The organism is Bacteroides finegoldii DSM 17565 (genome assembly GCF_000156195.1).
GTDB lineage: Bacteria > Bacteroidota > Bacteroidia > Bacteroidales > Bacteroidaceae > Bacteroides > Bacteroides finegoldii.
The window spans coordinates 258,305-272,446 of the sequence record NZ_GG688317.1 but is presented as its reverse complement, the minus strand read 5'-3'; the positions used below and the strand labels follow the sequence as shown (position 1 = coordinate 272,446).

General features: G+C 47.8%; 13 protein-coding genes. 12 read left to right on the top strand and 1 reads right to left on the bottom strand.

The window, feature by feature from the left end:
* The first annotated feature begins 135 nt into the window (after positions 1–135).
* The 6 genes from BACFIN_RS18155 (at position 136) to BACFIN_RS22475 (ending at position 5,560) form a co-directional block, all read left to right on the top strand.
* Complete coding sequence (locus BACFIN_RS18155; protein ID WP_007748052.1) at positions 136–1,089, top strand: NAD-dependent epimerase/dehydratase family protein; 954 nt, start codon at positions 136–138, stop codon at positions 1,087–1,089.
* Positions 1,089–1,937: a DUF4348 domain-containing protein gene (locus BACFIN_RS18160; protein WP_007748043.1), complete on the top strand. Its 849-nt coding sequence runs from the start codon at positions 1,089–1,091 to the stop codon at positions 1,935–1,937. Before BACFIN_RS18155 ends, BACFIN_RS18160 begins: the two co-directional genes overlap by 1 nt.
* A gap of 20 nt (positions 1,938–1,957) precedes the next feature.
* Positions 1,958–2,947, top strand: coding sequence for a UDP-N-acetylmuramate dehydrogenase (gene murB / locus BACFIN_RS18165; RefSeq protein ID WP_007748039.1), 990 nt, complete (start codon positions 1,958–1,960; stop codon positions 2,945–2,947).
* Between the two features lie 6 nt (positions 2,948–2,953).
* Complete coding sequence (locus BACFIN_RS18170; protein WP_007748038.1) at positions 2,954–3,712, top strand: MBL fold metallo-hydrolase; 759 nt, start codon at positions 2,954–2,956, stop codon at positions 3,710–3,712.
* 82 nt (positions 3,713–3,794) lie between these two features.
* Complete coding sequence (locus BACFIN_RS18175) at positions 3,795–5,375, top strand: DUF3352 domain-containing protein (protein WP_007748036.1); 1,581 nt, start codon at positions 3,795–3,797, stop codon at positions 5,373–5,375.
* A gap of 26 nt (positions 5,376–5,401) precedes the next feature.
* Entirely contained in the window at positions 5,402–5,560 is a 159-nt protein-coding gene (locus tag BACFIN_RS22475; protein WP_007748034.1) for a hypothetical protein, read from the top strand.
* A gap of 272 nt (positions 5,561–5,832) precedes the next feature.
* On the opposite strand, the gene BACFIN_RS18180 is transcribed toward BACFIN_RS22475, so the two are convergent.
* On the bottom strand, positions 5,833–6,207 hold the full coding sequence (locus BACFIN_RS18180; RefSeq protein ID WP_007748033.1) for a DUF3127 domain-containing protein: 375 nt from the start codon (positions 6,205–6,207) through the stop codon (positions 5,833–5,835).
* Positions 6,208–6,359: 152 nt separating this feature from the next.
* Between BACFIN_RS18180 and dnaN the strand changes: the two genes are divergently transcribed.
* From dnaN to BACFIN_RS18210, 6 genes are all read left to right on the top strand, one after another.
* On the top strand, positions 6,360–7,484 hold the full coding sequence (dnaN, locus tag BACFIN_RS18185) for a DNA polymerase III subunit beta (protein ID WP_007748031.1): 1,125 nt from the start codon (positions 6,360–6,362) through the stop codon (positions 7,482–7,484).
* 109 nt (positions 7,485–7,593) lie between these two features.
* Positions 7,594–8,373, top strand: coding sequence for a 3'-5' exonuclease (locus BACFIN_RS18190; protein ID WP_007748029.1), 780 nt, complete (start codon positions 7,594–7,596; stop codon positions 8,371–8,373).
* The gene (coaBC, locus tag BACFIN_RS18195; protein ID WP_007748024.1) at positions 8,373–9,590 is read left to right on the top strand and encodes a bifunctional phosphopantothenoylcysteine decarboxylase/phosphopantothenate--cysteine ligase CoaBC; all 1,218 of its coding nucleotides are present in this window, start codon (positions 8,373–8,375) and stop codon (positions 9,588–9,590) included. The genes BACFIN_RS18190 and coaBC overlap by 1 nt, the downstream gene beginning before the upstream one ends.
* Positions 9,591–9,613: 23 nt before the next feature.
* Positions 9,614–11,275 carry a DNA repair protein RecN gene (gene recN / locus BACFIN_RS18200; protein ID WP_007748022.1) on the top strand — a complete coding sequence of 554 codons (1,662 nt, stop codon included), beginning with the start codon at positions 9,614–9,616 and terminating at the stop codon, positions 11,273–11,275.
* 72 nt (positions 11,276–11,347) lie between these two features.
* A complete protein-coding gene (rlmB, locus tag BACFIN_RS18205; protein WP_007748020.1) occupies positions 11,348–12,091 on the top strand; it encodes a 23S rRNA (guanosine(2251)-2'-O)-methyltransferase RlmB in 744 nt (247 codons plus the stop codon).
* 4 nt (positions 12,092–12,095) lie between these two features.
* Positions 12,096–13,808 carry a serine protease gene (locus BACFIN_RS18210; protein WP_032839089.1) on the top strand — a complete coding sequence of 571 codons (1,713 nt, stop codon included), beginning with the start codon at positions 12,096–12,098 and terminating at the stop codon, positions 13,806–13,808.
* Positions 13,809–14,142: the final 334 nt, after the last annotated feature.

Sequence of the window (14,142 nt, the reverse complement as noted above, 5' to 3'; positions counted from 1 at the left end):
GGTGTTTATGTGATTAAGTTATATTGCAAAGGACACAATTTTTCTTGGAATAACAATGTCTTTTTGATTAAAATCTGAAAAAAAAGTGCTTACTTTGCGCACTATTTAAGCTTATTATTCTAAGTCAGAAAAAAAATGGAACACATTTTGATTATTGGAGCTACCGGACAGATCGGGTCCGAACTTACAATGGAGTTACGTAAACGCTATGGAAATACAAATGTTGTAGCAGGTTATATACCGGGTGCAGAGCCTAAAGGAGAATTGAAAGAGTCCGGTCCTTCGGCAATTGCTGATGTGACGGATGCGCAGGCGGTGGCATCTGTGGTAAAAGAGTATCACATTGATACGATTTATAATTTGGCTGCCCTGTTGTCCGTAGTTGCCGAGTCGAAACCCAAATTGGCTTGGAAGATAGGTATTGATGGATTATGGAATGTGCTGGAAGTGGCACGTGAACAAGGATGCGCGGTGTTCACTCCCAGTTCTATCGGCTCGTTTGGTGCAAGTACGCCTCACACCAAGACGCCGCAAGACACGATCCAGCGTCCGCGTACCATGTATGGAGTCACGAAAGTAACGACAGAGTTGCTGAGTGACTACTATTTTAATAAATACGGTGTCGATACCCGTGCTGTCCGTTTTCCGGGCATTATTTCGAATGTGACCCCTCCGGGAGGAGGTACGACCGACTATGCTGTCGATATTTACTATTCGGCAGTGAAAGGAGAGAAGTTTGTGTGCCCCATTAAGCAAGGCACTTTGATGGATATGATGTATATGCCGGATGCGCTGAACGCGGCGATCACACTGATGGAAGCTGAGTCGGAAAGACTGATACACCGCAATGCTTTCAATATCGCTTCCATGAGTTTCGACCCGGAAACGATATACCAGGCAATCAAGAAGCACGTGCCGCAGTTTGAGATGGTTTATGAAATAGACCCCTTGAAGCAGCGCATAGCCGATAGCTGGCCCGACAGTCTGGACGACACCTGTGCTCGCGAAGAGTGGGGATGGAAGCCCGCCTACGATTTGGAAAGCATGACGGTGGATATGCTTGAAAAGTTACGAGAGAAATTAAAATAATGAAAAAACTAATTGCAGGGGTCATACTGCTCGGTATGCTGAGTTCCTGTGGAAACAAGAAAGCTAAGATTGACCCCTTCGCATCTATTACAAAAGAGGTGGATTCCATCCGGTACAAAACCGATTCAGTCCACCAGGAAGAATTGCCGGAAGAGCCGCAGCCTATACAGGCCGACGAGTCTTTCGACGATTTCATCTATAATTTTGCCTCCGACGACGTGTTGCAGCGTCAGCGTGTGAAGTTTCCGTTGCCCTACTACAATGGAGACAAGAAGCTGAACATCGACGAACACCGTTGGAAGCATGACGACTTATTTACCAAGCAGCATTACTATACGCTCCTGTTTGATAAAGAAGAAGATATGGATTTAGTAGGAGATACTGCGCTTACCTCTGTGCAAGTGGAGTGGATATTCGTGAAGACACGGATGATGAAAAAGTATTACTTTGAACGCATCAAAGGAGCGTGGATGCTGGAAGCCATCAATTTGCGTCCTATCGAGCAGGACGACAATGAGGACTTTGTGGAGTTCTTCGGCCGTTTTGCCGTCGACAGCCTTTTCCAGAGTCGGCGCATACGCGAACCGTTGATTTTTGTTACCTGCGATCCGGATGACGACTTCTCCATTTTGGAGACAACGCTCGACCGGGACCAATGGTTTGCCTTCAAACCGGAACTTCCTTCCGAACGTCTCTCCAATATCAACTACGGACAGAGAAACGATGATAACTCGACAACGAAGATTCTTGCGTTGAAAGGTATCGGCAACGGTTTCTCCAACATCCTGTACTTCCGTCGGAAAGCCGGAGGATGGGAGCTGTATAAGTTTGAAGACACCAGTATATAACTTTTTTAAACAGATAGACTATGTATTCTCTTTTGCCCTACAATACCTTCGGCATTGATGTCAGTGCCTCCCGTTTTCTGGAATACGCCTCAGTAGCGGAACTGAAGGAGTATATTGCGCAAGGTGCCGTTACGACACCTTTTTTGCATATTGGCGGCGGCAGCAATCTGCTGTTTACCAAAGACTACGACGGGCTGATACTGCATTCCCGCATCGGAGGTATCGAAGTGACGGCCGAAGACTCTCAGACCGTATCCCTGCGTGTCGGTGCGGGAGTTGTGTGGGATGATTTTGTAGCCTGTTGCGTGGAGCATGGATGGTATGGAGCGGAGAATCTTTCGTTGATTCCCGGTGAGGTGGGAGCGAGTGCCGTGCAAAATATCGGAGCCTACGGAGTGGAGGTGAAAGACCTGATAACGGCGGTAGAGACAGTGAACGTTCAAGGATACGGGCGTGTCTACTCTGTCGAAGAATGCGAGTATGCCTATCGCAGCAGCATTTTCAAGCGTCCTGAGAACAAATCCGTTTTTGTCACCTATGTCCGCTTCCGTCTTAGTAAAGAAGAACGGTACACGCTGGACTATGGAACGATTCGCCAGGAACTTGCAAAGTATCCTGCACCGACGTTGCCCATTGTCCGTAAAGTGATTATTGAGATTCGCGAAAGTAAACTGCCCGACCCGAAAGTGATGGGAAATGCAGGCAGTTTCTTTATGAACCCCATTGTGGCGAAAGAAAAGCTGGAAGCCTTGCAGCGGGACTATCCCCGCATACCTTACTATGAGCTTCCTGACGGGCGTGTGAAAATCCCTGCCGGATGGATGATCGACCAATGCGGATGGAAAGGAAAATCCTTAGGACCTGCCGCCGTCCACGATAAACAAGCATTGGTGCTGGTGAATCGGGGTGGAGCGAAAGGCAGTGACATTGTCGCACTCTCAGATGCGGTGCGGGCTTCAGTACGCGATAAATTCGGTATCGATATCCACCCGGAAGTAAACGTAATTTAATGAAGTATGAAGGTAAGAATCATTGGAAGTGGAACATCGACAGGAGTGCCCCAGATTGGTTGCACATGTGCAGTTTGTACTTCTGCCGATCCGAAAGATAACAGGTTGCGTGCCTCTGCCATTGTAGAGACGGAAGATGCGCGCATATTGATAGATTGCGGTCCCGACTTTCGGGAGCAAGTACTGCATCTCCCTTTCGAGAAGATAGACGGAGTGCTCATTACGCATGAGCATTACGATCATGTGGGCGGTCTGGACGATCTTCGTCCGTTCTGCCAGTTTGGTTCAGTTCCTATTTATGCGGAAGAATACGTAGCACGCGGATTGCGTTCGCGTATGCCCTATTGTTTTGTGGAACATTCGTATCCCGGTGTCCCTAATATTCCTTTGCAAGAGATTGTGGCGGGACAACCCTTTTACATAAACCATACCGAAGTGCTTCCCCTGCGTGTGATGCACGGGCGGTTGCCGATTCTCGGATACCGGATCGGAAAACTCGGTTATATCACCGATATGCTGACCATGCCCGAAGAATCCTATGAACAATTGGCAGGCGTGGATGTTCTGATTGTGAATGCACTCCGCATAGCCCCGCATCCTACACATCAGAATCTGGAGGCGGCTTTGGCGGTTGCGCGGCGCATTCAGGCAAAGAAGACATACTTTATACACATGAGTCATGATATGGGCTTGCATGCCGAAGCTGAACGGAGACTTCCGGAGAATATTCACCTGGCATTTGACGGATTGGAAATCCTTCTTTAATTACCGGTGGTTTTTTAGTAAAAGTTTTGTTTTCTTTGTAGAAATTATTATTTTTGCACCGAGCAGATAAACAGCAAATATTATGAAACTTCGTACGATAGTGAAAATAGCGGTCACTTCTTCTGTTGTACTTCTGTGCGCAGGTTTCGTCATGTACTCTTTTTTCAGGCTGTCGGCGGCTGACGGACAGAGAAATTTCAATCTTTACGAGCTGGTTCCCGCCACTACTTCGGCAGTGTTTGCTACCGATGATGTGCTTGAGTTTGTGACTGAAACCGATAATCTGACTTGCAGCAAAGAACGGCAATACCTGTATGTATCCAAGCTGTTTTCCTACTTAAAACATTCCCTGTACGAACTTTCCGAAGATAGTCCCCACGGATTGAGTCGGCAAATGAATCAAATGCTGATAAGTTTCCATGCTCCGGACAGCGAACGCGACCAAGTGCTCTATTGCAGATTGGGAGAAGGTGATAAAGAGCTGATAGACAGATTCGTGCAAAAATACATTTCATCACTCTATCCGCCGAAAACCTTCGATTACAAAGGAGAAAAGATAATAATCTACCCGATGGCGGACGGTGATTTCCTCGCTTGCTATCTCACGTCCGATTTCATGGTGTTGAGCTTCCAGAAAAAACTGATAGAAGAAGTCATTGATACCTGCAAGAAGGGAGATTCTCTGGCGGATGATCCTGCTTTCATGCAGATAAACGCACCGAAAAAAAGCAGAGCGGTCGCTACCATTTATACCCGTGTGAACGGCATGATAGGGTGGACGGAGTTTGACATGAAGATGAAGGACGATTATGTCTATTTTACAGGTGTCAGTCATGATCCGGATACCTGTATCGCCTTTATCAACCAGCTTCGGCAACAAGAATCTGTCAAAGGATTTCCGGGCGAAGTGTTGCCTTCCACCACTTTCTATTTTAGCAAACAAAGTGTCACGGACTGGAACTCTCTGCTTGCCTATGGCGACAGTCGTGAATATATACCGGCAGGGGTGGACGATGATAGCGGAATGCAGGAAAGAAACCGTGAAATCTCGCGTTATCTGATGGAAAACACCGGGCATGATTTGGTGACCTGTCTTTTCCAACGGGAAGATACATTGCGGGACGCGGCGTCTGTGCTGAGTCTTTCTGTGCCCGATGTGACGGAGGCTGAGAGGATGATGCGCTCCCTGACAAATACGGCATCCTCTGTAGAAAGGCATAAGAATCCCCGTATAACTTTTTGTTATACTGCGGATAAAGCCTATCCTGTCTACCGGCTGCCTCAGACAACGTTGTTTACGCAACTTTCTAGTTTCGTGGAGCCGGCTTCGGAGCTGTACGCTGCCTTTTATGCCGGTCGTTTATTATTAGCACCGGACGAAGACAGTCTGTCGGACTATATACTCCGGTTGGATAAAGGCGAAGTGCTTGACAGTGCTGTTACCTATAAAGCGGGGATGAGTAACCTGTCCGATTCTTATCATTTTATGCTGATGGCAGATTTCGAACACCTCTTCCGGCAAGTGGAAAAACAGGTCTGTTTCGTGCCCGATTTCTTTGTGCGCAATGCGGAATTTTTTCGCAATTTCATACTTTTTGCTCAGTTTACTTGTGCTGATGAAGTGGCATATCCCACCATCGTTTTGAAGTATAAAGCCGACTAAAGACAAGCTGGAAAAATCATTTCGGGTTGATTGGAAAAAGATTTCCGAACGGAGAAAAACCGGATTTGAAAAGAGGAAAAACAGGTGAAAAAACTACCTGCGAAAAAACACTGTTTTTGCAAAAACTAAAAGCGCTGAAACGCCTTCTGGCAGGGCGCAAAAACCCAACCATAACCCAACCATAACCCAAGAGAAGAGAAAAGAAGAGATTAGAAGAGAATAGAAATACTATCAGCGATAGTATTTCTGGGTTTTGGTTGCCGACGTTATTGCTGACCTTTTTTCACCTGTGGGCTTATTCCCCTGAGCCCGTGTCCGGGTGTTGTTCATCTGTGGGCTGAGAAGTGTTTACCTGTGGGCGGAATCTTTACAAAGTGCGGGCATAAAAAAACTCCCGGCAGAAATCAAATTCACCGGGAGTTTTTCAGTGCGTATCGTTACGCCTTGATTTTTTTGTTTAGAAAGGCAGATCGTCTTTCGCGTCGCCCAGAGTAAATTCCGGAGTAGCGGACGGAGCCGGAGGAGGAACGGGAGCACCCGGAGCCATTGGAGCGCCTGCGCCTACACGTTCGACTTTCCATGCACGGATACTGTTGAACCAACGGTCCTGCCATTGACGGGCGTCAATATCAAATGATACGGTCAGTTCTTCGCCCATCTGAATATTGAACTGCTCGATTTTGTCCGCGCCGAATACGTCGAAACACATTTTACGCGGATATTGGTCGTGATTTTCGATAACGAACTCTTGCGATTTCCACTCGTTGCCGCTTGTTCTTGATACTCCACCTCTCGGAGGGAGAATAGCGATGATTTTTCCTGTAAATTCCATTGCGATTAATTTAAATTCTGCGGCGAAGTTACGACTTTTTAGGAATATCCCTCACACAAAGACTGTTTTTTCTTTTGTTTTATTGGGCTGCCCGAATCTTTTTTCGTAACTTTGTGCGTTAGAATATTTAAAACTTAAATACACGAAAATATATGAAATTTATCGTTTCAAGTACTGCTCTTTCTAGCCATTTACAGGCTATAAGCCGCGTGATCAATTCGAAAAACGCATTGCCTATCCTCGATTGTTTTCTCTTCGAACTGGAAGATGGAACATTGTCTGTCACCGTATCCGACAGCGAGACAACGATGGTTACTACCGTAGAAGTGAATGAAAGCGATACGAACGGACGTTTTGCCGTAGTGGCGAAAACGTTGCTGGATGCACTGAAAGAGATTCCGGAACAGCCATTGACGTTTGATGTCAACCCGGACAATTATGAAATTACGGTGCAGTATCAGAACGGAAAATATAGTCTGATGGGACAGAATGCGGACGAATTCCCTCAGTCGGCTACATTGGGAGACAATGCAGTTCGCGTGGAGATGGAAGCGGAAGTGCTTCTGGGAGGTATCAACCGCTCGGTATTCGCAACTGCTGACGACGAACTCCGTCCGGTGATGAACGGTATTTATTTTGATATTACGACAGAAGACATCACGATGGTCGCATCGGACGGTCATAAGCTGGTGCGTTGCAAGACATTGGCGGCTAAAGGCAACGAGCGTGCGGCGTTCATCCTGCCGAAGAAACCGGCTACGCTGCTCAAGAATCTTCTGCCGAAAGAACAGGGCATGGTGACAATCGAATTCGACGAACGCAACGCCGTGTTCATGCTCGAAAGCTATCGCATGGTTTGCCGTCTGATCGAAGGGCGTTATCCGAACTACAACTCGGTAATTCCTCAAAATAACCCTCATAAGTTGACCGTAGACCGCCAGCAGCTGATGGGAGCTTTGCGCCGTGTGTCTATCTTCTCCTCGCAGGCAAGCAGCTTGATTAAACTCCGTATGCAGGAAAACCAGATTGTCATTTCCGCACAGGACATCGACTTCTCCACCTCTGCCGAAGAAACACAGGTGTGCCAATATGCGGGAGCTGCCATGAGTATCGGATTTAAATCTACGTTCCTGATCGACATCCTGAACAACATTTCCGCAGACGAAGTTATTATCGAATTGGCCGATCCCTCACGAGCCGGAGTAATCATTCCCGTAGAGCAGGAAGAGAACGAAGACTTGCTGATGTTGCTGATGCCGATGATGTTGAATGATTAATTATTCACCACAGAGGGCACAGAGGACACGGAGGAAAATTTTGAATATTTATTAAACAACCCTCCGTGTCCTCTGTGTCCTCTGTGGTGAAACGAAAAAATAACCAGAAATGAAATTAAATTTGAAAAATCCCATCGTCTTTTTCGATCTTGAGACGACCGGAACCAATATCAACACAGACCGTATTGTTGAAATCTGTTATTTGAAAGTTTATCCGAACGGGAATGAGGAATCCAAGACTTTGCGTATCAATCCGGAGATGCATATTCCCGAAGCCTCTTCCGCCGTGCATGGCATTTACGATGCGGACGTAGCGGATTGCCCTACTTTCAAGGAAGTGGCAAAGAGCATTGCCCGTGACATTGAAGGATGCGATTTGGCAGGATTCAACTCCAACCGTTTCGACATTCCTGTGCTGGCGGAAGAATTTCTGCGTGCGGGAGTGGATATCGACATGACGAAGCGCAAATTTGTGGACGTGCAGGTGATTTTCCACAAAATGGAGCAACGCACCCTTTCGGCAGCCTACAAATTCTACTGCGAAAAGAATCTGGAGGATGCGCATACGGCGGAGGCGGACACACGTGCCACTTATGAGGTACTGAAAGCGCAGCTCGACCGCTATGACGAGTTGCAGAACGATATTGCGTTTTTGGCGGACTACTCCAGCTATTCCAAGAATGTAGACTTTGCCGGTCGCATGGTCTATGATGATAATGGAGTGGAAGTGTTCAACTTCGGAAAGTACAAAGGAATGTCTGTAGCTGAGGTCTTGAAGAAAGATCCCGGATATTACAGTTGGATTTTGAATAGTGATTTCACGCTGAATACGAAAGCGGTATTGACAAAAATCCGTCTGCGTGAAATGAGCAATCTGATAACGAAATAATGCTAAAAGGAAAAAAGATAATTCTTGGAATTACCGGCAGTATTGCCGCGTACAAGGCTTGCTACATCATTCGTGGGCTTATCAGGCAGGGAGCGGAAGTGCAGGTCGTGATTACTCCGGCGGGAAAAGAATTTATTACTCCCATCACTCTTTCGGCGTTGACCAGCAAGCCGGTCATCAGCGAGTTCTTTGCACAGCGCGACGGAACGTGGAACAGCCACGTAGACTTGGGGCTGTGGGCGGATGCCATGTTGATTGCTCCCGCCACCGCCTCTACCATCGGCAAGATGGCAAACGGGATAGCCGACAATATGCTGATTACAACCTATCTTTCGGCCAAAGCTCCGGTGTTTGTCGCTCCGGCAATGGATCTCGATATGTATGCGCATCCTTCTACCCAGAAGAATCTGGATATTCTCCGTTCGTTCGGCAATCATATCATCGAGCCGGGCACGGGAGAGCTTGCCAGCCACTTGGTGGGGAAGGGAAGGATGGAAGAACCGGAAAATATCATCCGGGTATTGGACGAGTTTTTTGCCGCAAACGGTGAGTTGAAAGGAAAGAAGGTCATGATTACAGCCGGACCGACGTACGAGAAGATTGATCCCGTCCGTTTCATCGGCAACTATTCTTCCGGAAAGATGGGATTTGCTTTGGCGGAAGAATGCGCCCGTCGTGGTGCGGAGGTGACGTTGATTGCGGGTCCTGTGCAACTGGAAACGCGGCACTCCCGTATTCGCCGGATCGATGTGGAATCGGCGGAGGAAATGTATGCGGCTTCGCAAGCGTGTTTCTTCGATTCCGACGCAGCCATACTGTGTGCCGCAGTAGCTGATTTCTGTCCGGAAATGGTGGCCGACAAGAAGATCAAGCGCGAGAAAGAAGAAGAGCTGACGCTGCATCTTCGGGCAACCAAAGATATTGCCGCCAGTCTGGGGGCTGTCAAAAGAAAAGACCAGTTGTTGGTAGGCTTTGCCCTCGAAACGAACAACGAGCAGCAGAATGCCGAAGGAAAACTCGAACGGAAGAATTTCGATTTTATCGTGCTCAACTCTCTGAACGACGCGGGAGCCGGTTTCCGTCATGATACCAACAAAATCAGTATCATCGACCGGAAAGGCCGTACCGACTATCCGCTCAAGTCGAAGACAGAAGTGGCACGGGATATCATCGACCGCCTGTCTGATGAATTAAAACACTTAACTCTCAACACTTAACTCTCAACTCTCAACTTATTCAAATGTTACGTTCACTATACATTCAGAATTACGCATTGATAGAGAAACTGGATATTAGTTTCGACACCGGCTTTTCCGTTATTACAGGTGAGACGGGAGCCGGGAAATCAATTATTCTGGGAGCCATCGGGCTGCTGCTCGGACAGCGTGCCGATGTAAAGTCAATTCGTCGCGGAGCTTCTAAATGTATCATAGAAGCTCGTTTTGATATATCGGCTTATGGGATGCGCCCGTTTTTTGAAGACAATGAGCTGGAATATGATGAAGAGTGCATTTTGCGTCGTGAAGTGCAGGCGTCCGGTAAGAGTCGGGCGTTTATCAATGATACGCCCGCTTCGTTGGCGCAGGTGAAGGAGTTGGGAGAGCGGTTGATTGACGTGCACTCACAGCATCAGAACCTGTTGCTCAACAAGGAAGGCTTTCAGTTGAATGTGCTTGATATTCTGGCGCATAACGACACTGCGTTGGAGAAATACCACACCTGTTATGCCGGATGGAAGCAGACGGAACGTGAATTGGCGGACTTAGTCTCGCTTGCCGAGAAAAGCCGTTCGGACGAAGATTACATCCGTTTCCAATTGGAGCAACTCGAAGAAGCCCGTCTTGTGGAAGGAGAGCAGGAGGAGTTGGAACAGGAAGCTGAAATACTGAGTCATGCGGAGGAAATCAAGGCAGGGCTTTACCGGGTGGAGCAGGTGTTCGCCTCAGACGAAGGCGGACTGCTTTCTTATCTGAAGGACAATCTGAACACGCTGAACAATCTGCAAAAAGTCTACCAGCCTGCCAAAGAACTGGCGGAACGTATGGAGAGCGCTTATATCGAACTGAAAGATATCGCGCATGAAATCTCTTCGCAGGGTGAATCGGTGGAGTTCAACCCGGCACGGCTGGAGGAAGTGAACGAGCGTCTGAACTTGATTTATTCCTTGCAGCAGAAACATCGGGTACAGACGCTTGATGAGTTGCTGGCTTTGACGGAAGAATACCGTGTCAAACTGTCCGACATCACTTCATACGATGAACGGATTGCCGAATGGACCGCCCGCAAGGAGGAACAGTTCAAACAGGTGAAGCAGCAGGCTGCCTTGCTGACCAAAGCCCGCGTCAAGGCTGCCCGTGAGGTGGAAAAACAGTTGGCCACCCGCCTGATTCCGTTGGGAATGCCGAATGTCCGTTTCCAGGTGGAGATGGGATTGAAGAAAGAACCCGGATTGCAGGGAGAAGATACGGTCAGCTTCTTGTTTTCCGCCAACAAGAACGGTACATTGCAGAATATTTCTTCTGTGGCTTCGGGGGGTGAGATAGCTCGTGTCATGCTTTCCATCAAAGCTATGATTGCGGGAGCCGTGAAGTTGCCGACCATCGTGTTTGACGAGATAGATACCGGAGTTTCCGGTGAGATAGCCGACCGCATGGCGGATATGATGCAGGAGATGGGCGAGCAGAACCGTCAGGTGATCAGCATTACCCACCTGCCGCAGATTGCCGCTCGTGGACGGGCGCATTATAAGGTGTACAAGAAAGATAGCGATACGGAAACCAACAGCCATATCCGCCGTCTTACTGATGAGGAGCGGGTGGAGGAGATAGCCCATATGTTGAGTGGCGCCACTTTGACCGAAGCCGCGCTCAGCAACGCTAAGGCGCTGTTGAACAGCGATTAGCGGTGTGTCATTGCCGTTACGGTAATGTATAAATAGTAATTCGTAAATATAGTACAATAGTAAATAAATAAGATGCTTGACAAAAGTGAAATGATTTTCGGCGTTCGTGCCGTGATAGAGGCCATTCAGGCTGGAAAAGAAATAGATAAAATCCTCGTGAAGAAAGATATTCAGAGTGATCTTTCCAAAGAGCTTTTTGCAGCTTTGAAAGGTACGCTGATACCCGTTCAGCGTGTTCCGGTGGAGCGTATCAACCGTATCACCCGGAAGAATCATCAGGGTGTGATCGCTTTCATTTCTTCCGTGACTTATCAGAAGACGGAGGATCTTGTTCCTTTCCTGTTTGAGCAAGGCAAGAATCCGTTTTTTGTAATGTTGGACGGAGTGACTGATGTCCGCAATTTCGGCGCGATTGCCCGTACTTGCGAATGTGCCGCCGTAGATGCGGTGATTATTCCCGCGCGTGGCAGCGCGTCGGTAAATGCCGATGCGGTGAAAACATCGGCGGGAGCGTTGCATACGCTTCCCGTATGTCGTGAACAGAGCTTGCGCTCGACGCTTCAGTATCTGAAAGACAGTGGCTTCCGTATTGTGGCGGCTACCGAAAAGGGAGATTACGATTATACGAAAGCTGATTATACGGGACCGTTGTGTATCATTATGGGAGCGGAGGATACAGGGGTGTCATACGATAACCTGGCGCTCTGCGACGAATGGGTGAAGATACCGATGCTGGGCACTATCGAGTCATTGAATGTCTCCGTAGCTGCGGGTATCTTGATTTACGAGGCGGTGAAACAAAGAAACAATGAGTAATATTATGAAGAAGATTTTAATTCTACCTTTGGCGCTTTTCTTTCTGGTGCAGGGAAGCATGGCGCAGACCCCTAAATGGGTAGAGAAGGCGAAACGTGCGGTCTTCTCGGTCGTGACCTACGATAAGAATGATAAAATGCTGAATACCGGTAACGGATTTTTTGTCTCCGAAGACGGACTGGCATTATCCGATTTTTCTCTTTTCAAGGGAGCGGAGCGTGCGGTGGTCGTGACGGCGGACGGTAAGCAAATGCCGGTCAGCCGGATATTGGGAGCGAATGATATGTATGATGTCATAAAGTTCCGTGTAGGAATTACTGAAAAGAAAGTGCCTGCGCTGGTGGTGGCGACTGCTGCTCCGGCAGTGGGAAGTGATGCGTGGATGCTTCCTTATTCCACGCAGAAGAGTATCGCCTGCGTTTCCGGCAAGGTGAAGGAGGTATCCAAAGTGGCGGGAGAGCACCATTATTATACATTGAGTATGCGGATGAAAGACAAGATGGTGAGCTGTCCGGTGATGAACGAGGAAGGACAGGTGTTCGGCATTGCGCAGAAGTCATCGGGGCTGGACACGATAACCACTTGTTATGCGGCAGGGGCGGCTTTTGCGATGGCGCAGAAGATCAATGCCCTTTCTCTGGGGGATGCAACGTTGAGAAGCATTGGTATCCGGAAGGGATTGCCCGAAACGGAAGACCAGGCATTGGTCTATTTGTTTATGGCTTCCTCTCAGATGTCGGGAGACGACTATGGAGAACTCTTGGATGATTTTATCGCTCAGTTCCCGAACAACGCGGACGGGTATCTCCGCCGTGCGAATTACTATATAGCCAAAGGCAAGGATGACCAGTCTTGGTATGATAAAGCCGTTGACGACTTTAACCGCGCGTTGAAGGTGGCTCAGAAGAAAGACGATGCATATTATAATATAGGTAAGATGATGTATTCTTACCAACTGTCCAAGCCGGAAAAGACGTATAAGGATTGGACGTATGATACCGCTTTGGAGAATGTCCGTCAGGCGATAGCTATTGATCCGTTGCCTGTTTACATTCAGATGGAAGGCGATATCCTGTTTGCCAAGCAAGACTATGCAGGCGCTTTGGCTGCTTATGAGAAAGTAAACGCCAGCAATCTTGCTTCTCCCGCTACCTTCTTCAGTGCCGCCAAGACAAAGGAATTGATGAAAAGCGACCCGAAAGAGGTCTTGACCTTGATGGATAGTTGCATTGCCCGTTGTCCGCAGCCGATAACCGCTGAGTTGGCTCCTTATCTGCTGGAACGTGCGCAAATGAATATGGCGGCCGGTCAGGCACGGAATGCCATGCTTGATTATGACGCCTATCATACCGCAGTGAAAGGACAAGTGAATGATGTATTCTATTATTACCGTGAGCAGGCGGCACTGAAAGCCCGCCAGTATCAGCGTGCGTTGGATGATATCGCTAAGGCTATCGAGCTGAATCCTGCCGACTTGACTTATCAGGCGGAACACGCAGTGGTGAATTTGCGCGTAGGCCGTTATGAAGAGGCGGTTCGTATTCTGAATGACATACTGAAAACAGATCCGAAATATGCCGAAGCCTATCGCTTGTTGGGGCTTTGTCAGATACAGTTGCAGAAGAAGGACGAGGCTTGCGGGAACTTTAAGAAAGCTAAGGAACTGGGAGATCCGAATGTGGATGAGCTGATTCAAAAATACTGCAGTTCATTTTGACACCCTCGATTTTGATGAAAGGGAAAAGGGGAAGGTTTCAAACCTTCCCCTTTCATTTGGGGACGTTAATTAGGGATATTCAGTAAATGTTCCTCTTTCTAAAAAATCAAGAGAAAAGCTCACGTAAAGCAAAGCTTTTCTCTTGATTTTTTCGTTCAACTCTCCCAGTCTTCTATCTTTTTTGTAGAATATTGTTTACATATTCTTGTTTTTTCCTTCCCACCCATGCATTATGTACATGTCTTTTTTAGGGGAAGTTAAAACCTCTCCTGTTTTTCCTGTTATTTTAGTCCGATTATGCTGCCTTTTCTTTTTTTTACTTTTCGACCTTTTC

Bases quoted from the DNA above. Each gene is read 5' to 3' on its own strand.
- BACFIN_RS18155 (WP_007748052.1), top strand. From the start codon at position 136: ATGGAACACATTTTGATTATTGGAGCTACCGGACAGATCGGGTCCGAA.
- dnaN (WP_007748031.1), top strand. From the start codon at position 6,360: ATGAAATTTATCGTTTCAAGTACTGCTCTTTCTAGCCATTTACAGGCT.
- BACFIN_RS18190 (WP_007748029.1), top strand. From the start codon at position 7,594: ATGAAATTAAATTTGAAAAATCCCATCGTCTTTTTCGATCTTGAGACG.
- BACFIN_RS18170 (WP_007748038.1), top strand. From the start codon at position 2,954: ATGAAGGTAAGAATCATTGGAAGTGGAACATCGACAGGAGTGCCCCAG.
- BACFIN_RS18160 (WP_007748043.1), top strand. From the start codon at position 1,089: ATGAAAAAACTAATTGCAGGGGTCATACTGCTCGGTATGCTGAGTTCC.
- BACFIN_RS18180 (WP_007748033.1), bottom strand. From the start codon at position 6,207: ATGGAATTTACAGGAAAAATCATCGCTATTCTCCCTCCGAGAGGTGGA.
- recN (WP_007748022.1), top strand. From the start codon at position 9,614: ATGTTACGTTCACTATACATTCAGAATTACGCATTGATAGAGAAACTG.
- rlmB (WP_007748020.1), top strand. From the start codon at position 11,348: ATGCTTGACAAAAGTGAAATGATTTTCGGCGTTCGTGCCGTGATAGAG.
- BACFIN_RS18210 (WP_032839089.1), top strand. From the start codon at position 12,096: ATGAAGAAGATTTTAATTCTACCTTTGGCGCTTTTCTTTCTGGTGCAG.
- murB (WP_007748039.1), top strand. From the start codon at position 1,958: ATGTATTCTCTTTTGCCCTACAATACCTTCGGCATTGATGTCAGTGCC.
- coaBC (WP_007748024.1), top strand. From the start codon at position 8,373: ATGCTAAAAGGAAAAAAGATAATTCTTGGAATTACCGGCAGTATTGCC.
- BACFIN_RS18175 (WP_007748036.1), top strand. From the start codon at position 3,795: ATGAAACTTCGTACGATAGTGAAAATAGCGGTCACTTCTTCTGTTGTA.